General features: G+C 70.8%; 21 protein-coding genes. 15 read left to right on the top strand and 6 right to left on the bottom strand.

Annotation, left to right across the window (positions count from 1 at the left end; genetic code table 11):
• Positions 1-95 precede the first annotated feature (95 nt).
• Together ABD333_RS09490 and ABD333_RS09495 are read left to right on the top strand one after the other, a co-directional pair.
• A complete protein-coding gene (locus tag ABD333_RS09490) occupies positions 96-3,836 on the top strand; it encodes a glycoside hydrolase family 2 TIM barrel-domain containing protein (RefSeq protein WP_344539715.1) in 3,741 nt (1,246 codons plus the stop codon).
• 16 nt (positions 3,837-3,852) lie between these two features.
• Positions 3,853-4,941 (top strand): PQQ-dependent sugar dehydrogenase, encoded by a 1,089-nt coding sequence (locus ABD333_RS09495; RefSeq protein ID WP_344539716.1) that lies wholly within the window; start codon positions 3,853-3,855, stop codon positions 4,939-4,941.
• 3 nt (positions 4,942-4,944) lie between these two features.
• On the opposite strand, the gene ABD333_RS09500 is transcribed toward ABD333_RS09495, so the two are convergent.
• The 4 genes from ABD333_RS09500 to pdhA all read right to left on the bottom strand — a co-directional run bounded on the left by ABD333_RS09500 (position 4,945) and on the right by pdhA (position 9,148).
• Positions 4,945-5,676, bottom strand: a complete 732-nt coding sequence (locus ABD333_RS09500) for a maleylpyruvate isomerase family mycothiol-dependent enzyme (protein WP_344539718.1) — start codon at positions 5,674-5,676, stop codon at positions 4,945-4,947.
• A 95-nt stretch (positions 5,677-5,771) separates the two neighbouring features.
• Positions 5,772-7,049 (bottom strand): dihydrolipoamide acetyltransferase family protein, encoded by a 1,278-nt coding sequence (locus ABD333_RS09505; protein WP_344539719.1) that lies wholly within the window; start codon positions 7,047-7,049, stop codon positions 5,772-5,774.
• Entirely contained in the window at positions 7,046-8,062 is a 1,017-nt protein-coding gene (locus ABD333_RS09510) for an alpha-ketoacid dehydrogenase subunit beta (protein WP_344539721.1), read from the bottom strand. The genes ABD333_RS09505 and ABD333_RS09510 overlap by 4 nt, the downstream gene beginning before the upstream one ends.
• 12 nt (positions 8,063-8,074) lie before the next feature.
• Positions 8,075-9,148 (bottom strand): pyruvate dehydrogenase (acetyl-transferring) E1 component subunit alpha, encoded by a 1,074-nt coding sequence (gene pdhA, locus ABD333_RS09515; protein WP_344539722.1) that lies wholly within the window; start codon positions 9,146-9,148, stop codon positions 8,075-8,077.
• 137 nt (positions 9,149-9,285) lie between these two features.
• Between pdhA and ABD333_RS09520 the strand changes: the two genes are divergently transcribed.
• From ABD333_RS09520 to ABD333_RS09565, 10 genes are all read left to right on the top strand, one after another.
• Complete coding sequence (locus ABD333_RS09520; RefSeq protein ID WP_344539724.1) at positions 9,286-9,918, top strand: GntR family transcriptional regulator; 633 nt, start codon at positions 9,286-9,288, stop codon at positions 9,916-9,918.
• A gap of 197 nt (positions 9,919-10,115) precedes the next feature.
• Complete coding sequence (locus ABD333_RS09525; protein ID WP_344539726.1) at positions 10,116-10,469, top strand: hypothetical protein; 354 nt, start codon at positions 10,116-10,118, stop codon at positions 10,467-10,469.
• Positions 10,456-10,806, top strand: coding sequence for a hypothetical protein (locus ABD333_RS09530; protein WP_344539727.1), 351 nt, complete (start codon positions 10,456-10,458; stop codon positions 10,804-10,806). Before ABD333_RS09525 ends, ABD333_RS09530 begins: the two co-directional genes overlap by 14 nt.
• Before the next feature lie 2 nt (positions 10,807-10,808).
• Positions 10,809-11,348, top strand: a complete 540-nt coding sequence (locus ABD333_RS09535) for an N-acetylmuramoyl-L-alanine amidase (protein WP_344539728.1) — start codon at positions 10,809-10,811, stop codon at positions 11,346-11,348.
• Positions 11,349-11,365: 17 nt separating this feature from the next.
• Positions 11,366-11,707 (top strand): hypothetical protein, encoded by a 342-nt coding sequence (locus ABD333_RS09540; RefSeq protein ID WP_344539730.1) that lies wholly within the window; start codon positions 11,366-11,368, stop codon positions 11,705-11,707.
• Positions 11,704-12,180, top strand: coding sequence for a MauE/DoxX family redox-associated membrane protein (locus ABD333_RS09545; protein ID WP_344539732.1), 477 nt, complete (start codon positions 11,704-11,706; stop codon positions 12,178-12,180). The genes ABD333_RS09540 and ABD333_RS09545 overlap by 4 nt, the downstream gene beginning before the upstream one ends.
• Positions 12,173-12,745, top strand: a complete 573-nt coding sequence (locus tag ABD333_RS09550; protein ID WP_344539734.1) for a hypothetical protein — start codon at positions 12,173-12,175, stop codon at positions 12,743-12,745. The genes ABD333_RS09545 and ABD333_RS09550 overlap by 8 nt, the downstream gene beginning before the upstream one ends.
• Positions 12,742-13,353: a GNAT family N-acetyltransferase gene (locus ABD333_RS09555; RefSeq protein WP_344539736.1), complete on the top strand. Its 612-nt coding sequence runs from the start codon at positions 12,742-12,744 to the stop codon at positions 13,351-13,353. The genes ABD333_RS09550 and ABD333_RS09555 overlap by 4 nt, the downstream gene beginning before the upstream one ends.
• Positions 13,350-13,628 (top strand): hypothetical protein, encoded by a 279-nt coding sequence (locus ABD333_RS09560; protein WP_344539738.1) that lies wholly within the window; start codon positions 13,350-13,352, stop codon positions 13,626-13,628. The genes ABD333_RS09555 and ABD333_RS09560 overlap by 4 nt, the downstream gene beginning before the upstream one ends.
• 9 nt (positions 13,629-13,637) lie before the next feature.
• Positions 13,638-15,260 (top strand): AMP-binding protein, encoded by a 1,623-nt coding sequence (locus tag ABD333_RS09565; RefSeq protein ID WP_344539740.1) that lies wholly within the window; start codon positions 13,638-13,640, stop codon positions 15,258-15,260.
• On the opposite strand, the gene ABD333_RS09570 is transcribed toward ABD333_RS09565, so the two are convergent.
• Complete coding sequence (locus ABD333_RS09570; protein ID WP_344539741.1) at positions 15,257-18,007, bottom strand: helix-turn-helix transcriptional regulator; 2,751 nt, start codon at positions 18,005-18,007, stop codon at positions 15,257-15,259. The genes ABD333_RS09565 and ABD333_RS09570 overlap by 4 nt on opposite strands.
• Before the next feature lie 177 nt (positions 18,008-18,184).
• Here ABD333_RS09570 and ABD333_RS09575 point away from each other — a divergent pair, with 177 nt between their 5' ends.
• A complete protein-coding gene (locus tag ABD333_RS09575) occupies positions 18,185-21,340 on the top strand; it encodes an AfsR/SARP family transcriptional regulator (protein WP_344539743.1) in 3,156 nt (1,051 codons plus the stop codon).
• A gap of 19 nt (positions 21,341-21,359) precedes the next feature.
• Here ABD333_RS09575 and ABD333_RS09580 read toward each other — a convergent pair whose 3' ends face one another.
• Positions 21,360-22,052 (bottom strand): GntR family transcriptional regulator, encoded by a 693-nt coding sequence (locus ABD333_RS09580; RefSeq protein WP_344539745.1) that lies wholly within the window; start codon positions 22,050-22,052, stop codon positions 21,360-21,362.
• A 144-nt stretch (positions 22,053-22,196) separates the two neighbouring features.
• Between ABD333_RS09580 and ABD333_RS09585 the strand changes: the two genes are divergently transcribed.
• Together ABD333_RS09585 and ABD333_RS09590 are read left to right on the top strand one after the other, a co-directional pair.
• Positions 22,197-23,423, top strand: coding sequence for an NRAMP family divalent metal transporter (locus tag ABD333_RS09585; protein ID WP_344539746.1), 1,227 nt, complete (start codon positions 22,197-22,199; stop codon positions 23,421-23,423).
• Between the two features lie 2 nt (positions 23,424-23,425).
• Positions 23,426-24,193, top strand: a complete 768-nt coding sequence (locus tag ABD333_RS09590; RefSeq protein WP_344539748.1) for a LamB/YcsF family protein — start codon at positions 23,426-23,428, stop codon at positions 24,191-24,193.
• The last annotated feature ends 1 nt before the right edge of the window (position 24,194 follow it).

Consider the following 24,194-nt stretch of genomic DNA (forward strand, 5'->3'; position numbering starts at 1 on the left):
GCGTCGTCGATCTAGCGTCCCAGACGTACTCCTTCACCACGACGGTCGAATCCTGTGCCGGGCAAAGTCAGGGGGCGCCCACTAGGAGGCGCGTAATGGCGCTACGTCCCTGCTTCCGCTCCCGCTTGCTGACCGGCTGCCTGGTCGTCGTCGTCGCCTTGGGATTGCTCGCCGCCTGGCCGCGTTCCGCCTGGCCGCGTTCCGTCTCGGCCGGTGCGCCCGCGCAACCGTCGGACGTCTACACCTACCTTGACGACCCGCAGATGGTGGCGGAAGGGCAGGAGCCACCGCACGCGATGCTCCGGCCGAGCGATCGGCGCTGGACGCGGTCGCTGGACGGGGAGTGGCGGCTCCGGATGGCCGAACGGCCCGGTGAGGTGCCCGCGGGGTTCTACCGCCAGGGGTACGACACGTCCCGTTGGCCGAGGGTGAAGGTGCCGCACACCTGGCAGAGCGACCGTCTGGACCATCCGGTCTTCCGCAACATCCCCACCGAGGTCTGGCCGGACGACCCGCCGAAGACGCCGCGCGACATCAACCCGACCGGCGCGTACGTCAAGCGCCTGGAGCTGCCCGCGGGCTGGGGCGACCGGCGTACGGTCCTGCGGTTCGAGGGCGTGACCAGCGCCTACTTCTTGTGGGTGAACGGGAAGTACGTCGGCTACGACCAGGGCGGTTACACGCCGGCTGAGTTCGATGTGAGCGCCCATGTGCGCGAAGGAGCCAACACCGTCGCCGTGCAGGTGCACCGGTGGAGTTCGGGCTCGTACCTCGAAGACGTCGACCAGTGGCGCTACAGCGGCATCTTCCGTTCGGTATGGGCGTACTCGACTCCCAAGACGTTCGTCCGGGACGCCTACATCACGACCGACCTGGACGCCTCGTACCGCGACGCCACGCTCACCGCCTCGCTGACCCTCGCCGGCGCGGGCGGCGCCAAGGGTGAGCACACCGTACGCGCGACCCTGCTCGACCCGCGCGGCAAGCCGGTGCGGCGCTTCGCGGGCAAGGTCGCGGTGACCGGCGACACGGCCACCCTGCGGCTGTCCACGCCGGTCACGAACCCGGCCAAGTGGTCGGACGAGACCCCGGACCTCTACCGGCTGGCGCTCGAACTCGTCGATCCCGGCGGACGCGTCACCCAGACCACGGGCGAGACGGTCGGCTTCCGCGAGATCGAGGTCAGGGACCGGCGGCTGCTGGCCAACGGGAAGCGCATTCTGATCAAGGGCGTCAACCGCGCCGAGACCGACCCGCGCACCGGACGGCACCAGACCAGGGCGCGGCAGGAGTCCGACGTCGCGCTGATGAAGCGGCTCAACGTCAACGCCGTCCGCACCTCGCACTACCCGTCCGACCCCTACCTCTACGAGCTGGCCGACCGCCGCGGGCTGTGGGTCGACGACGAGGTCGACATCGAGACCCACAACCTGGAGAACTGCGCGCTGCCGGCGGGCCATCCGCGTGACTGCCTCGCCGACCGCCCCGAATGGCAGAAGGCGTTCCTCGAACGGTTCCAGGCGATGGTGGCGCGCGACAAGAACCACCCCAGCGTCTTCCTGTGGGACACCGGCAACGAGGCGGGCCTCGGCGTCGCCCACCACAAGATGGCCGAATGGGCGCGGGCCGCCGATCCCACCCGGCCGCTCTACCACCAGTCCAACTCGCCGGACGGCGACGCCCCGTTCGCCCACGTCTGGGGGCCGCGCTACCCGACCCCGGCGCGGCTGGCGGCGCAGGCGCAGGTCACCACCAAACCGATCATCATGGGGGAGTACGCCCACGCGATGGGCAACAGCCTCGGCAACTTCCGCGAGTTCTGGGAGGTCGTCCGCAAGTACCCGCAGGTCCAGGGCGGCTTCATCTGGGACTGGGCCGAGGCCAACCTCCGGCATCCCCTGATCACCACCCCGGACGGCTCACCGAACAAGATCAAGACCTGGCTGCAGGGCCTGCCGAAGACCGTCCCGGGGCATCGGGGAAAGGCGCTGTATCTCTCCGGGCTGGACGACTTCGTGGAGGTCTACCGGGACCGGCGCCTCGACCTCACCGGTGACAAGGTCACGCTCGACTCGTGGGTGAAGCCCGCGCGGCCGTGGACGGGCGACTTCACGATCGTCACCAAGGGCGACCACCAGTACGGCCTGAAGATGTCGAACGAGACCACGCTGGAGTTCTTCATCTTCAGCGGCGGCGCCTGGCGGACCGTGCGGGCGCCGGTGCCCGGCGACTGGCACGACCGGTGGCACCGGGTCACCGGCGTCTACGACGGCGGCGCGCTGCAGTTGTACGTGGACGGCAAGGAGGCCGCGAACGTCCCGTACAGCGGCACCATCGCCTGGTCGTCCTGGGACGTCAACGTGGGCCGCAACTCCGAACGCATGCAGGACAACTACAGCGGCCGGATGGCCCACGGCACGATCGACGACGTACGCGTCTACGGCCGCGCGCTGACCCCCGCCGAGCTCGGCTCGGGAGCCGATCCGACGAAGGACGCGCTGCTCGCGCTGAACTTCGACGACTTCGACCGCAAGGGCTCGTTCCTGTCGAACGGCCAGAGCCTGTCCGGCGTGGACGGACTGGTGGGCTCGGACCGATACCTCCAGCCCGAGCTGGCACAGCTGGCCTGGGTACAGTCACCGATCCGCATCACCCGTACCGGCGAGCAGGTCTCGGTCGCCAGCGAGCGCGCGTTCGCCGACACCCGCGATCTCAAGCTGCGCTGGCGCTACACCGAGGGCCGCCGCACGATCCGTTCCGGCACACTCCCGCTGAAACCCGGTCCCGTGGCGGTTCCCGCCCTGCCGCCCACCTCGAACGAACGGTGGCTCACGGTCGAGGCCGTGCTGGCGAAGCGGACCTGGTACGCCCCGGCCGGGCATGTGGTCGGCTTCGGGCAGTTCGCGGCGGGCGGAACGGCGGTGCCGGGGGTTGCGACGCCGTCGAACGGGAAGGCCGAGACGACGCAGAACGGCAAGGAGATCGTCGTGTCCGGCCGCGACTTCCGGTACGTGTTCGACCGGGCCACGGGCACCCTGACGTCCATGCGCCACCAGGGCGCCGAGCTCCTCCGCACAGGCCCCGAGCTCGACGTATGGCGTGCGCCGATCAGCAACGAGACCTACACGTGGGGCCGCGCCGAGGGCGAGGACTGGCGCCTGGCCGGACTGGACCGGCTCGTCACCACCCCGACCTCGATCACGGTCACCCCCGGCGAGAAGACCACGATCGGGATCACCAGCAGGGTGTCGGCCCCCGGCCACGCCGACGCCTGGCTCGACCAGACCACGACGTACGTGGTGGACGGCGGAGGGCAGATCGAGCTGAGCCACCGGGTCAGTCCGCAGGGCCGCGTCCGAACCGTTCCCTACCTGGCCCGGGTGGGTTTCACACTGAAGATGCCCGACACGTTCAACCGTTTCTCGTGGTACGGACGGGGGCCCGTCGAGAACTACAACGACCGAAAGGACGGTACTCGCATGGGCGTCTGGTCGTCCTCCGTAGACGACCAGTACGTCTCGTACTATCGGCCGCAGGATTATGGCAATCACGATGACGTCCGCTGGGCCATGCTCACGGACACCCGCGGCAGGGGTCTCCTCGTAGGCGGTGACCTCGAAGCATCGGTCACGCCCTACGACGACCTGGACCGCGCCCTCTATCCCTTCGCCCGCGTACGCAACCCAGGCTGGAACACCTTCCACGTGAACCACGCCGTCACCGGCGTCGGGGACACTCCCAACCCCGTACGCCCCGAATACCAGGTCCGGCCGGACCGTGACCACAGCTACTCCGTCGTGATCCGGCCGGTGACCCAGGAGTCCGCCCCCCGCTGAAGATTCGAGGACCGACATGAGACTCCGCGCGCTCATCCTCGGAATTGCCCTGTCCGCCACACCCCTGTCCGCACTACCCCTGTCCGCCGCCTCGGCCACACCGGCCGCCGAGCCCGCCGCCGAGCCCGAGTTCGACTTCACCAGCCCCAGCGTCGTGGCCACCGGCCTCGCCATTCCCTGGGGCCTGGCGTTCCTGCCGGATGGCAGCGCTCTGGTCTCGGAGCGCAACAGCTCCCGCATCGTCCGTCTGCGCGCCGGCTCGCCGCCCACCGAGGTAGCGCGCCTCACCGGCGTGCGGCCCGCAGGCGAAGGTGGTCTGCTGGGCCTGGCCGTCAGCCCCACCTACGCCCAGGACGGATACGTCTACGCCTACTACACCGCCGCGAGCGACAACCGAATCGTCCGCTTCAGGCTTGCGCCGACGCCGCAACAGCAGGTGGTGCGGTCCGGTATCCCCAAGGCGTCCATCCACAACGGCGGGCGCATCCACTTCGGTCCCGACGGGATGCTCTACGCCGGAACAGGCGACGCCGCCCAGACCGGCAACGCCCAGAACCCTGCCAGCCTCGGCGGCAAGATCCTGCGGATGCGCCCCGACGGCACCGCGCCGCCGGACAATCCCAACCCGTCCTCTCTCGTCTACACGCTCGGGCACCGCAACGTGCAGGGCTTCGGCTGGGGCGGCGGCCACATGTACGCCACCGAGTTCGGCCAGAACACCTGGGACGAGGTCAACCACATCAGGGCCGGTGCCAACTACGGCTGGCCCCGTGTGGAGGGCCGGGGCGGTGAGCCGACCTACCGCGATCCCATCGTCATCTGGCGGACCTCGGAATCGTCACCCAGCGGCGGCACCGTCGCGGGCGACACCTTCTACGCGGCAGCGCTGCGCGGCACCCGCCTGTGGCAGGTCCCGCTGGACGGCCAGGGCGGCACGTCCGGCTCGCCCACCGCCGTGCTGCCCGGCACCTACGGCCGCCTCCGCGAGGTCGCCGTGGGCCCGGACGGCTGGCTGTGGATCGTCACCAGCAACCGTGACGGCCGCGGCAACCCCACTCCTCAGGACGACCGGGTGGTCCGCTTCCCGCCCAAGCAGCGCCGCTGACCGTCAGATGGCGTAGTTGCGAAGAACGGCGAGCGCCTGCGCGCCGTGCGGCCCCGAGGCCTTCAGTCTGGAGGCCTCGGGGTCGAGGCGGCGGGCGCCGACCCGGCAGAAGTCACCGGCGGGCCCGGTGATGGACGAGGGGGCGCCCGGCTCGCCGTAGGACCAGGTCTCGCCGTCCGGTGCCGTGAGCTCGCACCGGACGGGACCGCCCTCGATCCCCTCGGCGCCGAAGGCGTACGGAAGCGTGCGGTGGCCGAGCCAGGCGATGTGACGGAGCCGCGCGGTGTCGGGATAGGGGATGCCGAGCGCGTCGGTGATGTCGTGTGCGTGCGCCCAGTGCTCCGCCAGGCGCGTCGTGGCGAGCGCCGCGGGGGACAGGCGGCCCGTGATCCAGCGCAGCCGCGTGCCTTTGGGCACCGCGGCCAGCGCGCCCGGCGTGGTGAGGGCGACGGCGCGCCAGCGGGCCAGCAGGTCGGCGGGCGCTATGTCGCGCTCCGCCGCCACGATCTCGGCGGCCCGGCTGTCGACCTCGCCCGGCCGCATGACCTCGAACAGCGACTCCTCGCCCGCGATGGAGGCGGCGGCGAGCTCTTCGGTCTGGGTGAGGTGCAGGACCACGTCCGAGACGGTCCAGCCCTCGGCCGTCGACGGGTGCGACCACTGTTCGGGTGAGAGCGCGCCGAGCACGGCGTCGAGTGCCTCGTACTCGCTGCGGAGATCCGCGAAAACGTCCATCACAGGGACGATACCGAATCCCGTTCGGGATCAATAGGGCCCCGGACGCGCGTGTGCCCGCCGCCCTACACCGGCGGCGGGCACACAGGTCGTCGTCAGGCGACGATGAGCAGGGGCCGCTCCAGGAGCTCGACCAGCCGGGCCAGGAACTTGGCGCCGGTCGCGCCGTCGATGGCGCGGTGGTCGAACGAGGCGGTCACCGCCATGCGCTTGCCCGGCACGATCTGGCCGTCGCGGACGACCGGCTCGTCGCGGACGGCTCCCACGGCGAGGATGGCCGACTCCGGCGGGTTGATGACCGCCGAGAAGGAGTCGATCCCGAACATGCCGAGGTTGCTGACGCTGAACGTGCCGCCGCTCATCTCGTTCGCGCCGAGCTTGCCGTCCCGGGCCTTGGCGGCCAGCGCGCGGGTCTCCGCGCCGATCTCCGCCACGCCCTTGCGGTCGGTGTCGCGGATGACCGGGACCAGCAGGCCGTCGTCCACGGCGACCGCGATGCCGACGTGCACCCGCCGGTGGACGAGCAGGCTGTCCTCGGTGAACGAGACGTTGATCTCGGGGTGCTCGCGCAGCGCGGTGGCGCACGCCTTGACGATCAGATCGTTCACGCTGATCTTCGCGGGCGCGAGCGCCTCGTTCAGCGTCGCCCGGAACGCCACCAGCGCCTCGGCGTCCACGTCGCGCGTCAGGTAGAAGTGCGGCGCGTTGCGCTTGCTCTCGCTGAGCCTGCGGGCGGCCACCTTGCGGAACCTGGTGAGCGGCACCGCCTCGGTGTCCTCGTCCACCTTGGGCGCCGCCGTCTTGGCGGGAGCCGCCGGAGCGGGCACGGCGGGTGCCGCCGCCGGGGCGGGCGCGGCGGCGGGGACGTCCCGGATCGCGGCCTCGATGTCGGCGCGCACGATACGGCCGCCGGGGCCGGTGCCGGTGATGGCCGTGAGGTCGAGGCCATGGTCGCGGGCCAGCCTGCGCGCGAGCGGTGACGACGGCGGCCGGGAACGCGGCGCCTCGGACGAGCCGTTCGGCGCCGGGGCGGCCGCAACCGGAGCAGCGACCGGCTCGGGCTCGGGGGCCGCCGCGGGAGCGGGCTTCGCCTCGGCCGGAGCAGCGGCTGGAGCTGGGGCTGGAGCGGCCGTCGCTCCCTTCGGGGCGATGACGGCGATCGGGGCGCCGATCGCGGCGGTCTCGCCCTCGGGGACGAGGATCTTCTCGAGCACGCCGGCCTCGTACGCCTCGTACTCCATGACCGCCTTGTCGGTCTCGATGTCGACGATGACGTCGCCCACGGCGACCTCGTCGCCCGGCTGCTTCTGCCAGGAACTGATGACGCCCTCCTCCATCGTGTCGGAGAGGCGGGGCATGAGGATCTCGGTCATCGGGCGGTCTCCTGCAGACGGCGGCCGCGCGCGCGGAGAGTGTCGCGCACGGCGGTGATCAGTGAATCGGCGGAGGGCAGCGCGGCCGACTCCAGCGGCTTGGCGTAGGGGAGCGGCACCTCGGCCATGGCCACGCGGCGCACGGGGGCGTCGAGCCAGTCGAAGGCGCCCTCCTGGATGCTGGCGGCGATCTCCGCGCCGATGCCGTACGTCAGCCAGTCGTCCTCGGCGACCACGGCGCAGCCGGTGCGGCGCACCGAGTCGACGACCGTCCGCCGGTCGAGCGGGCGCAGGCTGCGCAGGTCGACGACCTCGGCGGAGATGCCGTCGGCGGCCAGCGTCTCGGCGACCTCGGTGGCCACATGGGCCATCCGCGAGTAGGCGACGATCGTGATGTCGGTGCCCGGGCGGGTCACGGCGGCCTTGCCGATCTCGGCGGGCGCGATGTCGGGGATGTCGGCGGGCAGCTCGCCCTTGGTGTTGTAGAGCGCGAGGTTCTCCAGGAACAGCACCGGGTCGTCGTCGCGGATCGCGGCCTTCAGCATCGCGGACGCCTCCGCCGGGGTGCTCGGCGCCAGCACCTTCAGCCCGGGGATGAACGAGTAGAACAGCTCGACGTTCTGCGAGTGCGTGGCGCCCAGCTGCTGACCGCCGCCACCGGGCGTCCGGATGACCATCGGCACGCTCGCCTGGCCGCCGAACATCCCGTAGATCTTCGCCGCGTGGTTGACGATCTGGTCCAGCGCCAGCAGCGAGAAGTTGATCGTCATGATCTCCACGACCGGGCGCAGGCCGAGCATGGCCGCCCCGATCGCCGCGCCGACGAAGCCCTCCTCGGCGATCGGTGTGTCCCTCACCCGGCGCGGCCCGAACTCCTTGAGCAGCCCTTCGGTGATCTTGTACGAGCCCTCGAAGACGCCGATCTCCTCGCCCAGGAGGAAGACGTTCTCGTCGCGGAGCATCTCGGCGCGCAGGGTCTCCCGGAGAGCCTGGCGGTAACTCGTCGTTGCCATAAGTCGCCCTCCTCAGGCCTGGAAAACGGGGTCGGCGGGAAGCCGGCGCAGCTCGCCCTCGACCGGCGTCGCGTAGGTGTAGTCGAACAGCGTCGACACGTCCGGGTGCGGGCTCTGGTCGGCGAACGCGGCGGCGTCCTCGACCTCGGCGGTCACCTCCACGTCCAGTCTGTCGCGCTCCTCATGGCCGAGCAGCCCGGCCTCCTCCAGCTCCAGCGCCATGCGCGCCAGCGGATCGGCGGCCTTGAGGGCCTCCTTCTCCTCCTTGGACCGGTACCGCGCGGGGTCGACGACGGAGTGACCCTTGAGCCGCAGGCTGGTCGTCTCCAGCAGGTAGGGCTTGCTCTCCCGCCGAGCCCGCTCCACAGCGACCTTGGCGGCCTCGTGCACGGCGACCACGTCGTTGCCGTCCACTCGCGAGCTCTCCATGCGGTAGGCCGCGCCGCGCCGCCACAGCTCGGGCTCGGCGGCGGAGTTCTCCACCGTCGTCCCCATGCCGAGCCCGTTGTTGACGATCACGAAGACGACCGGCAGGTCCCAGAGCGCGGCCATGTTGAGCGACTCGTGGAAGGCGCCGATGGCGGCCGTTCCCTCACCCATGTGGCACATGACCACGTCGTCGCCGCCCTTGTACGAGACCGCCAGAGCCGCTCCCGTGGCCAAGGGCAGCTGCCCGCCGACGATCCCGTAGCCGCCCAGCAGCCGGGCCTCGGCGTCGAACATGTGCATCGACCCGCCCCAGCCCTTGGACACGCCGGTCGAACGCCCGTACAGCTCGGCCATCACCCGCCGCGCCTCGATGCCCTTCGAGAGGGCATAGCCGTGCTCGCGGTAGTTGGTGAACAGGTAGTCCGTAGGCCGCAGCGCCGACATGAGACCGACCACAGTGGCCTCCTCACCCAGGTTCAGGTGGCAGTAGCCGCCGATCTTGGCCTCGGTGTAGGCGCGCGCCGCGCGTTCCTCGAACCGCCGAATCAGCAGCATCTGCCGGTAGTAGCCGACGAGCTCGGCGCCCTGCGCCGTCTTCCGCGGAGCCTTGGTGCGGCTCCTCGCGCGCGCGGGCTTCGCCTTCGTGATCTCAGCCATCGGATCGTCTCTTCCTGCGAGGGGCGTGGCGCGGGATCACCGGCCACTCATCGATCATCATTGATCAATGATCGATCATATGATTCTAACCCCGTGTGTCAAGAGTCACTTCTGGCCGTACCTCTACGATGTACTGCGTGAACGCCGCGACCGACGCTCCGCTGCTGCGCGCAGGACTCTCCCACCAGATCCGCGAATTCATCGTGGACGGGATCTCCACGGGCCGCTGGGCGCCCGGTGAGCGCATCGTCGAACGCCGCATCGCCACCGAGCTCGGGGTCAGCCAGGGCCCGGTTCGCGAGGCCCTCCGCCAGCTTGAGGCCCTCCGCCTGATCGAGTCGCTGCCCAACCGCGGCGCCCGGGTCCGCGCGTTCACCGAAGAGGACCTTGCCGAGATCTTCCCCGTCCGCGCCGGCCTGGAGCGCACCGCCGTCGAACTGGCCCTCCCGCACCTCGCCGGACGCCTCGACGCCCTGGAAGCCCAGAACCAGCGCCTGGCCGAAGCGGCGGAGACCGACGATCTCCAAGCCCAGATGCGCCTGTCGATCGACTTCCACCGCGAGATCGTCGAAGCCGCGGGCAACCGCCTCCTGATCTCGGTCTGGGAGTCCCTGGGCATCGAACTCTGGACGACCCTCTCCCTGCGCATCCACCGCACCGAGATCTATTCCAAATCCGCCGAGCACGCCCAGCTCATCGAGGCCTTCCGCCGCGGCGACCCCGCCGCCCCCCAGCTGCTCCACGACCACGTCATGAACTACGCCCCATAAGCACCCGGGCGAGTTTCCGTTGTTTCCATACGGGACCGGCTAGGGCAATCCCTGGGCTCGTCCCTGGGGCCGCCCCCAGGTCCGTACGCGTAGCGTGACTGCGCATACGGCCACCTGGAAATGGGGGTGCGAGCCTCGTGACCTGGCGATCTGCAACCGCTTCTTCGGGGGCGTTCACGAGACGCCGGCTCCGCGGCGTGAACCGCGCGTTGAGCGGACGGCCACCGCAGCCCGTTCCACCGCTCCGCATCCGCTTCAGTTCTCCCGACGGCGAAGTCAAAGGCCGGCTCAAGGTCGATCGCCGTGGCCGGGTGCGACTCAGCAGAGGCCGTGGCCTGTTCGCCGACCTCTCCATAACGGGGGACGCCGCAGCTCTCGAAGACCTGCTGACAGGAGGCGATTTCTCAAGCGCGGAGTCATTTATCGACGAGGGTCGCATCGCTCTTCAGGGCAAGGTGTCGGCGTTCATTCCGACCCTGGTCCATCTCGACTCGGTCCTGGGCGGGCGACCCAACGGACAAGAACAGGAAGGGAACCATGTCGGACGCTGATCGAGCCACCAGGCGACGGCTCCTGGCCTTCGCCGCCTTCGCACCCGCCGCTGTCGCGCTGCACGCGCACACCGGCACCGCGCAGGCGTCCCCGGCCACGTCGAAGGACCCTGACCGGTATATGAAGGGCCTCATTCCGTGTGAGGACTCGATGGTCATGAGCGGGCAGAAGACCGCACCGCACAACGGCAGGCCCGAGAAAGTCGAGCGGGCGCCGCGGCTGAAGCGCGGGATGGCCCGGCTGTCGACTGCCCAGCGAAAGGAGATCGCCACCTGGGGAGATGTACCCGTACCCAACCAGATCGCTCGCTATAGGGCACAAGCAGGACGGAACTGACGATGACCCACTGGGACGGGATAGCGCGCAAGGGCTACATCACCCTGCACCACACGGCCACGGCCAGCAGCGACACGACCAACCACACCGCGCCGTCGGACTGCTCGACGATCGGGTACGACTTCCAGGTCCTCGCGGACGGCACCATCTATCCGGGCGGGAGGAAGTTCGAATCTCCCGGCTGCCACGGACGATCCTGCAACTGCAATTCGACGGGAATCGCCCTGACCGGATGCTTCGGCGGCTGCAGCGGCAATACCGGGAACGCCTACCCGACGACGGCCCAGGAATGCGCCGTCGGTTACATCTGGGCGCACACGGGAATTCCGTCGGGTCCGGGGAAGATCAAGCCACATCGCTGGTGCGCCTTCGAAACGCCCTGCGACACCCCGGGAACGAGCACCGTGTGCCCGGGCACGAATCTCACCGGCAATGGCGGCGCGGCCAGCGACTATTTCAACCAGGCCGGAATCGATATGCGCAACAGGCTTGACGCCAAGCGCAACCAATACGCCGGCTGCGACGCCTGTGCCTGCACCTGAGGCCGACTGTCATGGCCATGCGCAACCTTCTCGCGCCACCGGCCGGGTGGCCGCGCCGGGCCGGACGGCCGGCGCCGGACCGCGACAGCCTCTATGACTCCTGGGTCAGTGAGCATGGGCGAATCGCGGTCTACCGGGCCAAGCCGCCTTTCGAGACTTTCTGCTTCCTCATCGAGGCGCTGTCGCATTCGGGCAGATACAGCAGGCGTCTCTGGCTGGTCTTGGCGGACGGTCATCTGGTCATCAGGCCGGACGGCCTGACAGCCCCGCTGCGCAGATCACTGATCCGCGGCGAGGCCGTCAGAATCGAGGACGTCCTGGCGGCCTCAGGGGCCACGGCGGAGGTGTTCGGCAATTGAGCGCGATTCTGGTGATCGTACCGGCCATCGTGTTCGGCTGGGCGGCGATCCGCAAGATCATGGATCCGGGAGAAACCGAACAATGGCTGGCGGATCTCGGATTCATCTGGGCGACGCGCAGATTCGTGCGGCTGATAATCGGCGCCGATCTGCTCGTGGCCGGGGCGCTGATCGCCGCCCCCCGGCTGGGTGCCGCATTGGCGCTCGCCTATCTTCTGGCGTCCATTCCATTCATCGCGCGCGGCCGGGCCGTCGGCACCGGCTGCAGCTGCTTCGGGAAGCGAACCGATTCGTATCTGACGAGCAGCTGGAGGAACGCCGCGCTGGCCGGCGTGATCCTGGCCTGGGCCACGGGCGCCGTCGTCGCGCCCGGGCCATGGCGGGAACAGGCCTGGCCGGTGAGCCTGAGTATCGCCGTCGCCGCGACCTACATCGCCTTGGCAGGCGTGCGGAAGGTGTTCGTACGTGACTGAAGTTACGCTGATCATCCTGGGCATAGGCGTGGTCGTGGCCATCGGCGCGGTGCTGCGCCTGGGCAAGCGGCTCACCGAGGTCGAGGACGAGGCGCGGCTGATCAAGACCTCGATGGCCGCGGAGCATGCCCGGGACCACGCGGACCACTCTCACGACGGCCTGGCCGGGCTGAAGGCCGGCGAGCCCGTGCCGGCCGAGTTCGCGCCCCTGATCCCCGCCGGCACCTGGACCCTGGCGCTCGCCCTCGACGCGGACTGCGCGTTCTGCCGGGGCACCGTCGAGCGCTGGAAGGATCTCGCCGAGGAGGCCGGCCCGGCGCACGCGATGGTCATCACCGATGTCTGGCCCGCGGAGGACCCCGCGTGGGCCCGGCTGCCCGAGGACGCCGGCGTGCGACTCGGCCCCGGCGCCCTCGCGACGATCCCGACCCCGGCCGCGGCGATCATCTCGCCCGACGGCACGGTGGTCGCGGCCGGGCCGGTGGAGTCGTCGTACGAGCTCGACGTCATCGTCAGCGAGGTCAGCGAGCTGGCGGCCACCGCCGGGAAGGGGGCATCGGGATGACGATGCCGACTCCGCGCCATGCCTCGTCGCTCACCGACTCCATGGCCACCTCGCGGATCCTGCTGCGGCCGGTGAACGACGGTGACCTTCCCCTCCTTTATCACCTGTCGACCGATCCGGCGTCGGGTTACCGATGGAGGTTCTCCGGGGTGGTGCCTCCGTTCGAGCACTTCCGCAACCAGCTCTGGGAGGGAGTGCTCGTCCAGTTCGTCGCCGTGCACCGCCCGACGCAGGAGGCGATCGGCTGGGTGGTCGCGCTGAACCCCGACCAGCACAGCGGGCATGCGGGGGTCGGCGTGACGATGCTGCCGGAACACCGGCACAACGGGACGGGGCTGGAAGCGACGGCCCTGCTCATCGACTACTGCTTCCGGGTGTGGCGGTTCCGCAAGATCTACCTGGAGTCGGTCGAGTTCAGCTTCGCCACGTTCGCGCATCTCGGGACCTCGGCGTTCGAGGTCGAGGGTGTTCTCCGGGATCACCACTACTACGACGGCACGTACTGGCACCAGTACATCATCGCCATCTACCGGGAGGCGTGGACGGAGTTCGGGCGCCCGCTGCTGCGCAGGCTGGGCGACGCGGAGAAGGCGGAGGTCGGGTCATGACGACGCTCAACGGGGACCTGGCACAGGCCGAGACGTTCGTGGCGTGGCTGTTCCGCGGAATGAGCATCGAGCCGATCCGGGAATGGCGGCTGTCGGACCGGCTGGTCGAGGATCTCGGCCTGGACTCGTTCGACCTCGTCGAGATCAGCGCGATTCTCGCCGACCTCGGCACCTGCGTGGAGAGGCTGGAACTCGGTCCGGACAGCACGCTGCACGATCTGTTCGATCAGTACGTCTCGGCGACGAGCGCGGTCCGGCGACCCGGCCGGGAATGAAGGCGGGGAATGGAGGGCAGGTCCGCGTCCGCGCTCAAGGGCATCGGGCTCTCGCTGGCGGAGACGGCTCGCGAGTCCGAGGGGCGCGTGTCATTTGTCGGCGAGCGGGGAGAAGTGGCGCTCGCGGTGCCGTGGCGCCACCTCTTTGACCGGGCCGAACGAGCCGCCTGCGGCCTGCGAGCCTTGACCGGCCCGTACCGGCGCCCGGTGGCGGTCGTCGGCTCCCTTTCACCAGAGACCATCGTGGCCATATTCGCGGTGCTCTTCACCGGCCGCCCTGTCGCGGTCGTGCCACCGGCGCACCATCGACGCCGCAAAGGCCCGGTGCCGGCGAACGAGCATCTCCTCAGCAGGGCGGGGCTGGTCATCATGGCCGAGCCCAGCGCGGAGCCCTTCGGCCGGGCATCTGGAATCCGTACAACGACCGTGGCCGCACTGGAGAACGCGGCCTCTGGCGTGCGCACCGTCGAGCCCGCCGCCGCTTCTGAGATCGCCGTGCTGCAGCTGAGTTCCGGCACCACGGGCGGGCAGAAGGTGCTGGGCCTCGGCAGCGGCGGCATCGAGGCCAACCTCCGGGCGATCAGCACGCGGATCGGTGCGCACCGCCATGACCGGTTCGTCTCGTGGTTGCCCCTCTATCACGACATGGGGCTCTTCGGCATGCTGCTCCTGCCCGCGCTGCTCGGGGCCGACGCCGTCTACGTGCCGACCGAGGTGTACGCGAGCAGACCGCATCTCTGGATGGCGGCGGCAGGGCGGTACGGCGGGACCCTGCTGTGCGCGCCGAACGCCGCGTACCGGGCGGCGGCGCGATGCCTCAGCAGGGACGACGGCATCGATCTCGGCTCGGTGCGCGCCGCGTTCTGCGGTGCCGAGCTGGTGCGGGCCGGGGACCTGACGAGCTTCACGGCCGCCGCCGCGCCGCTCGGGCTTGACCCCGACGTCGTCTCCGGGTGCTACGGACTCGCTGAGGCGACCCTAGCCGTGACGATGTGCCGGCCGGGCAGCGGACTGGCGGCGGTGCGGCGGACGGGCGAGCGCCTCGACGTCAGCTGCGGTCCGCCGCTCGATGGCGTTGACGTCCGCGTGGGCAAGCCGGATCGGCCCTCCGCCGGCCCCGGCGACGGCATTGGCGAGGTCTACGTCAAGTCGCCGTCGCTGTTCCGGGAGGCGTACGGCGCCGAGACCATGAAGGCGGAGGAGTTTCTCGATTCCGGCTGGCTGGCTACCGGCGATATCGGCTACCTCCACAACGGAGAGTTGTATCTGCGCGGCCGGAGTAAGGACATGCTCAACGTCGCTGGGCGCAATATCCCGCCGGAGGATGTCGAGGACGTCGTCGCGAATGTCGCCGGTGTACGGCGAGGCCGGGTGGTCGCGTTCAGAGTGGACGACGCGGGAGGAAGAGAGCGCGTCGTCGTCATGGCCGAGCCGGCCGGCGCGGCCGGCGACCATGCCGATGCCGTACCGGGGCTTGAACGCGCCATCAGGGACGCCGTGGCGGAGAGCTGCCGTATCGGGCTGAGAGACGTTCGTATCGTCCCGCGCGGTTCCATCGAGAAGACGACCAGCGGAAAGCTGCGCCGCCGCGTCATGCGCGACTCCTATCTGACCTACATGGGAGTCGCCTAGCATTCATCGGCTCGGATGCTCGCCGTCAGTTTGGCGGCGAGGCCGGCGCGCGAGTGCACGTCGAGCTTGGTGTACACGTTGCCGAGGTGGTATTCGATGGTCTTGACGCTGACCACCAGCCTCCTGGCGACCTGCTGGTTGGTCATCCCGTCCGCGACGAGGCGGGCGACCGCGCGTTCCCGGGCGGTCAGCCGCGCCGGGTGCGCCCCCGCGCCGCCGGACCGGCGTTGCCCGCAGGCGGCGAGTTCCCTGTCACAGCGTTCCAGATAGGGCGCGGCGTCCAGAAGTTCGAGGCTCACCCTCGCCGCCTGGAGCCGTTCGGCCGCGATAGTGCGCTTCCCGCGGCGGCGGAGAAACGCGCCGTAGTCCAGGTCGAGCCGCGCTCTGTCGAAGGGGCAGGGCACGGACGCCGCGTGCTGAAGGCCTGAACGGTACGCGGCCGCCGCCGCCTCGGGGGCGTTGCGTGCTGCCTCCAGGTTGCCCCGTACGCGCATCGCGGCGGCCAGTGCGGAGCGGCGTTGATGGGCGGCGGCCAGTTTCTCGTAGGGAACGAGCGCGGCCTCGGCACGATCGAGCTGCCCCATGGTGATGAGACCGTCGACGACGAGGTCATGCCAAGGCAGGACCGCGGGATCGAGGGCTCGCTCGCCCAGTTCGAGCAAGGGCGCCAGCTCGGTCGCGAGACCGTGGGCGTCGCCGTGGGCGGCGGCGAGGTGCGCCTGTCCGGTGGCCGCGGCGAGCATACCGACGCTCACGCCGTGATCGGCCATGTCGCGCGCGGCGCGGAGGTGAGCGGCGGCTTGTTCGTCCTGACCACGGGCGGCGGGCACCAGTGCGGCGATCCCGTGCGCGACGGCGGTGACCCAGATCCGGCCCATGTCGCCGGCGAGCGAGGTCGCCGTCTCGGCGTGCACGGCGGCGTCGTCCCAGCGGCCGAGGCGGTATTCGGCGAAGCCGAGCAAGGCCGTGGCCGCCAGCCGGAACGGCGCCGACCGCTGGGCGGACGCGGCCACGACATCGGAGAGCTCGTACACGGCCCGCTCCAGGTCATCGGTCAGCGCCAGGAGCAGGCCACGGCCGAGCAGCGCGTCCAGTTCCTCGGCGGTCGCCACGGCCGGGGCGGGCAGGCACGCGGTGATCCGCAACGCACGCTCGATCTCGCCGCGTCCGACCAGGCAGAGGAGATGACCGGTCGCGAAGAGATCGGCGGCCCGGCGCTTCGGCGCGAGGGCGCGCGACCGTTCGGCCCAGCGCAGGCCGTCCTCGCCGTGGCCCCGCATGAGCGAGGTGAACGTCCGCTGTTCGGCGATCCGCGCCGCCGGCTCCGGGTCCTCGTCCGGGTCGCAGCGTTCCCAGGCGTCGGCCAGCAGGGTCGCCGCCTCGCGTGCCCGCCCGGTGGCGGTGGCCAGAGCGCCCAGCGCGTACCGGCGCACGCAGGAGTCGGCATCGAGGTCCAGGCCGGCGATCAGCGCGGTCGCCTCGGCGATCCGGCCGTCGCACAGCGACGCCTCCACGGCCTCCGCGGTCAGCCGTGCCCGTTGCTCATCGGTGACGGCGAGCCGGGCCGCGTGCGACAGCCGCTCCGCGGCCTCCGCCCACCGGCCGGTGGCCGCGGCGCCCCGGCCCGCCTCGACGAGCTCGGACACCAGGCCCTGATCGGGCAGGTCGGCCGCCCGTACGCGATGGCGCAACCGGTCCGCCTCGCCACCGGCCAGCTTCGCCGCCAGGAGATGGAGCTGGACGCGCTGGGCCGGACCGAGGCCGTGGTACACCGCGGCATGCGTCAGCGGATGCGCGAAACAGATCTCAAGGCCGCCGCGTGCAGGCCGCTCGGTCAGCAGCCCGGCCACCACGGCGTTCTCAAGGGCGTGCAGCGGATCGTCGACCCCTGCGAGATCGGCGGCTGCCGAGAGCGAGGACGCCAACCCCAGAACGCTCGCCGCCACCACGAGGTCGCGGGAATCCTCGTGGAGGTCCGCCAGACGTCCGAGTACACGCCGTGCGTACGAACGCGGCGCCGGCAACGGCACGGACAGGTCGCCGAGCACCTCTGCCGGATTCTCCTCCAGCAGGCTGCGGACATGGAGCGGATGCCCGCCGGTATGCGCGTGCAGCCTGGACGCCGCGTGCGGGGACAGCGCCGTCCCGCCGAGGTGGCCGCTCAGCGCGCGAACGTCGGCAGGCCCGAGACCGCCCAGGCGGAGCCGCAACGCGCTGTCATTGGTCATCAGCCGGCGCAGCGCCGCCGGCGGGGGCGGGCCGGTCGCGCCTCGGGTGATGACGATCGCGAGGACCCGGCCGGCCGGGCTCCGCCGGAACGCGAAGGTCAGGGCCTGCACGGAGGCGGCGTCGGCCCAGTGCGCGTCATCGACCACCACGACGATCGGACGGTCGCCCTGGACGTCGCCGAGCATCTCCAGCAGAGCCCAGCCCGCCGATATCGGGCTGGTCCCCTCGGCGTCATCGCGGTAGGGCGCCGTGAGCGCCGCAAGCGAGCCGGACACCGCCGCCGGAAGCTGACCGGCGAGCTGGGCCAGCACGCCATAATCCAGCGACGTCTCGTTCTCATCGCCGACCGCACGCAGCACGCGAACCTCTTCGGCCGTACGAAGAAAGTGCTGGACCAACGCGGTTTTACCGATCCCCGGCGGCCCTTCGACCGACACCAGCCGCGGTTCGCCCAGGCGAGCCGGCTCCAGCTGCGCCCCTAGAAAGGAAAGCTCGGGACCGCGGCCGACGAACGACATTTCGGTGCCCCATCATCGCTTGGCGTACGAGCCGAAATCTGCTCAGGCCCCATAGTGGCCGGGCGTTCTCAACATCGATCTTTACGTTGCCTTGCGATCAATTCTTCCCATGGTTCACTGGGAAGATCCGTTGCCCGCCTGCGGGCGGAACGCGCCCGGCCCCCCGGGGAGGTCCGGATGGAGTTCTTTCTGCTGGGACCCGTACGCGCGAGCGTCGCCGGCCGACCGGTCAACATCGGTGTGCGCAAGCAGCGGCTCCTGCTGGCCGTGCTCTGCCTTGAGGTGAACCAGGAGGTGGGCACCGAGCGGCTGATCCGGCTGCTGTGGCCGCAGGGCCCGCCCCCGACGGCCCGCGGGATGGTCCACACGTATGTCAGCGGCCTGCGGACCACGCTGGCCAAGACAGGTGCGGCCGACCACGGGATCAGGATCGAGCGCGGGCGCTCGGGCTATGTCCTGCGCTGCGACCCCGGGCGCATCGACGTGCACCGGTTCCGGGCACTGGCCGCCGAGGCGCGCGCCGGCTCCGACGACGAGCACCGGGTGACGCTGCTCGGCCGGGCGCTGGCGCTGTGGCGCGGCCCGGCTCTGACCGGCGCCGGCGACGAGCAGGCGCGTGCCCAGCTCGCCGGTGGTCTGGAAGAGTCGCGGCTGAACGCCACGGAGGACCTGGTGGAGGCACGGCTACGCCTCGGCCGCCATCACGCGGTCCTGCACGAGCTGCTCGCGCTCGTCGCCGAGCATCCGAACCGGCCCCGCCTGACCGGTGCGCTGATGCTCGCGTTGCATCGCGCCGGTCGTACCGCCGATGCCCTGGAGGTCTACCAGGCGATGCGGCGGCGGCTGCGCGAGGACCTCGGCCTGGATCCGCCGCCCGAGCTGCGGGAACTGCACGTCGCCATGCTTCGCGGCGATCCCGGCCTGGCGGCCGGGCAGGGCGCGGGCCCAGGCCCGGGCACGGGCCCCGCCGAGCCCGCGCCCCGGCAGCTGCCGGCCGATCTGACCACCTTCACCGGGCGGAACACCGAGCTCGACCAGCTCGAACGCGACAGCCTCGCCGGTGACGCGCCGCCCGCGGTGGTGATCAGCGCGATCGACGGTATGGCCGGTGTCGGCAAGACCGCCCTGGCCGTCCATGCCGCCCACCGGCTGGCCTCCCGGTTCCCCGACGGGCAGCTCTTCGTGGACCTGCACGGCTTCACCCAGGGCATGGCGCCGGTCGACCCCGTCGACGCGCTCGACGGGATGCTGCGCGGACTGGGAGTGCCGGGCGAGCAGATCCCGCCCTCCGGCGAGGGCCGTGCCGCCCTGTACCGCACCCGGCTGGCCGACAAGCGCATGTTGATCCTGCTGGACAACGCCGTCTCCGAAGGACAGGTCCGGCCGCTGCTGCCGGGCGCCCCCGGCTGTCTCGTGCTCATCACCAGCCGGGTCCGCCTGACCGACCTCGACGACGTACGGCCGCTGTCGCTGGACGTGCTGCCGCTGGAGGACGCGGTGATCCTGTTCACCCGGATCGCCGGCCACGACCACCCGCGCCACCTCGTCGCTGAGATCGCCGAGTTGTGCGGCCGGCTCCCGCTGGCCGTGCGCACCGCGGCGGCCCGGCTCCGGTCGCGGCCCGGGTGGACCGCCGCCCATCTGGCGCAGCGGCTGCGCGACCACGAGCACCGGCTGGCCGAGTTGCATGCGGGCCGGCGCAGCGTCAGCGTCGCCATCGACCTCTCCTACCACCAGCTCGACCCGCCTCGGCAGCGCCTTTACCGGTTTCTGAGCCTGCCTCCCGGGCCGGACATCGACGCCTACGCCGCCGCTGCCCTCGCCGGCACCGCCTTGGCCGAGACAGTGCGGCTGCTGGACGACCTCGTCGACGAGCATCTGCTTGAGGAGCCGGCGGCCGGCCGGTTTCGCTTCCACGACCTGCTGCGGGCCCACGCCGCTCAGGCCGCCGCCCGCGAGGAGACCGAACCCGAACGGCGGGCCGCGCTGACCCGGCTCCTCGACCACTACACCCACACCGCCTCGTTCGCGATGAACGTCGTCTACCCGCACGACGCCGACAACCTGCCGCGCGTGTGCGACGCCCCAGGACCGACACCGGACATCGGCGAGAAGCCGCGAGCGGCGGCGTGGCTGGACGACGAGCTCACCAACCTGCTGGCGGCGGCGCACTGCTCCGGCCACGGCAAGCCGCACCACACCCTTCGGCTGTCCACGATCCTGCATCGCCACCTGCGAACCCGCGCCGACTACACCCGGGCGGCCGAACTCCACTCCCACGCTCTCCGGACGGCCCGGGAGATGGGTGACCGCACCGGCGAGATCGAAGCGTCGTGGCGCCTCGGTTACGCCGAATGGTTCAAGGGCAACTACGCCCTCGCCGAAGCCTCGTTCCGGCAGGCGTTGGAAACGGCGGACGCCACCGGCCACCGCACCGGAGCGCTCAACGCGCTCCACGGGCTGGGCCACATCTACCTCATGCAGGGCCAGCATGAGACAGCGGCGGACTGCTACCGGCAAGCCCTCGAACACGCCCGCGGCATCGGTCACCAAGCGGGCGAACTGGAGGCACGGTGGGGTCTCGGCCACATACATCGCCTCCTGGTGCTCCCGGACGAGGCCGCCGAGCACTTCGAGCGCGCCGTGCAGATCGCGCGCACCATCGGCCACCACGAAGGAGAACTCAACGCCCTGTACGGCCTCGGGCACGTCCGCCGCCTCCAGGCCAGGAACGACGCCGCACTGGACTGCTACCAGCAAGCCCTGGACATCGCCTACGCCACAGGCGACCGGGTAGGAGAAGCCACCGCGCTCCGGGGCCTCGGTCACATCCAGCTCAAGCAGGGCCTCCACGGCCGAGCCGCGGACTCCTACGAGCGTGCTCTGGACGCCGCTCGGGCCACCGGCCATCGGTTCAGTGAGGTCAACGCGCTGCGCGGGCTAGGCCACGCTCACCTTAGGCAGGGCCTTCACGACAAGGCCGAGGACGATTTCCGGCGCTCGCTCGACCTGGCGCTCATCATGGGCGACCTCAACGGGCGGCTGCTGGCCCAGCACGCTCTTGGCCTCAGTTGCCAGGCGCACGGGAAGCCGGACGAGGCGTTGGCCCATCACCAGGCCGCACTCGACCTGGCCCGCGAACTGGCCCACCCCAGCGACGAGGTCAATGTCCTGCACGGTCTTGCGCGGACGCACCGCGACCTCGGAGACCATCAGCAGGCCCGAGCCCTGTGGCGACAGGCTCTCGTCCTCCTGGGCGACCTGCCCGTCGCCCAGACCGAAGAGATCAGCGCCGACGAGATCCGTGCCCACCTGGCCGCCCTCCCGGACTGAGCGGGCCGGATGGACCGGCTCAGGTGCCGTAGGCGCGGATGAGCTGGGCTTCGGCGGTGTCGAGGTAGGCGCGCAGCTCGCGTTCGGCGGCGGTGGTGTCGCCACGCTGGACGAGGTCGACGAGCTGGCGGTTGCGGGCCAGGTACGGCTCGTGGAAGTCGCGTGGCGAGACCATCTGGTGGAAGGCCAGGCGCAGCTCGGCCAGGAGGTGGCGCACCATCTCGTCCACCCGGGGGCTGCCGCACAGCGCGGCGATCGCCTTGTGGAACCGGATGTCGGCCGTGCCGACTTCGGGCCAGTCGCCGGCCGCCGCGGCCCGTTCGCCCGCGGTGACCGCCGCGTCCAGGCGTGCCAGAGCTTCGGGTGGAGCCGTGGCAGCGTTCCGGAGGCCCTCGCATTCGAGGATGCGGCGGGCGCGGTAGATGTCGGCGACGTCGCCGGCGGTCAGGGTGCGCACGAACACGCCCCGGTTGAACTCGTGCACGAGCAGCCGTTCCTTGACGAGCAGGCGGAACGACTCGCGCAGGGTGTTGCGGGAGACACCGGCGGCCTTGCCCAGTTCCTCCTCGGGGAGGCGGGCGCCCGGCACGAGGAGCCCGGCGGTGATCTGGTCGCGCAGGAGGTCGGCGACACGCGCGGCCGTGCTCGACCGGTCGAGGTCGTCCCGGGCCGCCGCGATCCTGTCGAGCCATGCCTCCGGCGCCGCCGTCATCGGCCTTCCTTCCCCCCGGTCAGACAAGGTGTCCCGCCAGCGTAGTCCTCTTTGGCCGAAAAATGTATCAACAAGGGGATTGATGGATTGTTGAACAATCCCTACTCTGTGCGAAAGGCCGCGACTCTCCACCAAGGAGCAGCCATGACGGACGGAACCACCAAGGAACAGGTCAAGCCGCCTTCGGCCGCGCCTCGTGCCGCGCTGCTCGGCGCCATGTTCCTGATGGCCACCAGCGCCATCGGCCCGGGCTTCATCACCCAGACGACCGTCTTCACCGCCAAGCTGGGCGCCGCCATGGCGTTCGCGATCCTGGTGTCGGTGCTGGTCGACATCGCCATCCAGATGAACGTGTGGCGCGTGGTCGGCGTGTCCGGCCGCCGCGCCCAGGACCTCGGCAACAGCGTGCTGCCCGGGGCGGGCTACCTGCTCGCCGTGCTCGACGTCTTCGGCGGCATCGTCTTCAACATCGGGAACGTGGCCGGCTGCGCGCTCGGGCTGAACGCGCTGCTCGGGCTGGACGTCAAGATCGGTGGAACGGTCTCCGCGGCGTTCGCGGTCGCGATCTTCCTGATCCGGCGGGCCGGGGTCGCCATGGACCGGATCGTGATCGCGCTCGGCGTGCTGATGATCCTCATGACGCTGTACGTGGCGATCGTGTCCGGGCCGCCGCTCGGCGACGCGCTCACCCAGACCGTGCTGCCGGAGGAGGTCGACTTCCTGGTCATCACCACGCTGATCGGCGGCACCGTCGGCGGCTACATCGTCTACGCCGGAGCGCACCGCATGATCGAGTCCGGCGTACGGGGCGAGGAGAACGTCGCGCAGATCACCCGCAGCTCGATCAACGGCATCCTGATCACCGCGGTGATGCGGGTGCTGCTGTTCCTGGCGGTGCTCGGCGTGGTGGCGGGCGGCGTGAAGCTCGCCGCGTCCAACCCGGCGCCCTCCGCCTTCGAGCACGCGGGCGGCGAGGTCGGGCTGCGCGTCTTCGGCCTCATCATGTGGTCGGCGGCCATCACGTCGGTGATCGGCGCCTCGTACACCTCCGTCTCGTTCCTGGTGTCGTTCTCCACCTGGATCGAGCGCAACCGCAACTGGCTGGTGGTCGCGTTCATCGTGGTCTCCACCGCCATCTACCTGGCCATCGGCAAGGCGCCCGTCACCCTGCTGATCCTCGCGGGCGCGTTCAACGGCCTGATCCTGCCCTTCGGGCTCGGCCTGATCCTCTGGGTGGCCGCCCGGCGCCGCGACCTGCTCGGCGGCTACCGCTACCCGCTCTGGCTGCTCGGCATAGGTGTCGCGGCCTGGTGCCTCTCGCTCTACCTCGGCTGGAACGCCCTGTCCGGCATCGCCGACCTCTGGGAGTGACCGTGCGCATCGACCTGAACGCCGACCTCGGCGAGAGCTTCGGCCGCTGGGAACTCGGCGACGACGAGGCCCTCCTCGACGTGGTGAGCAGCGCAAACGTGGCGTGCGGCTTCCACGCGGGCGACCCGACCATCCTGCGCCGCACCTGCAATCTCGCCGCCCGGCGCGGCGTGGTGATCGGTGCCCACACCGGCTACCGCGACCTCGCGGGCTTCGGGCGGCGTTACGTGGACGTGCCGCCGGCGGAGCTCGCCAACGACGTGCTCTACCAGCTCGGCGCCCTCCGGCAGTTCGCCGACGTCGCGGGCACGCGCGTCGCCTACATCAAGCCGCACGGCGCGCTCTACAACGCGATCGTCCACGACAAGCGGCAGGCCGAGGCGGTGGTGGACGCGGTGCTCGACTTCGAGCCCGGCCTGACCGCGCTCGGCCTGCCCGGCTCGGCGTGGCTCCGCCTGGCGGCCCAGGCGGGCCTGCCCGTCATGCACGAGGTCTTCGCCGACCGCGCGTACACACCGCAGGGCACGCTGGTCTCGCGCCGGCTGCCGGGCGCTGTGCTGCACGACCCCGCCGAAGTGGCCGAACGCTGCCTGCGCATGGCCACCGAGGGCGAGATCGTCGCGATCGACGGCACCGTCCTGCCCGTGCGAGCCGACTCCATCTGCGTGCACGGGGACACCCAGGGCGCGGTCGACCTGGCGCGAGCCGTCCGCACGGCGCTGACCGAGGCGGGCGTCACGATCGCCCCGTTCGCCCTGGCACCGGTCTGAG

It is taken from the genome of Actinomadura fulvescens (assembly GCF_039533225.1).
GTDB classification, from domain to species: Bacteria; Actinomycetota; Actinomycetes; order Streptosporangiales; family Streptosporangiaceae; genus Spirillospora; species Spirillospora fulvescens.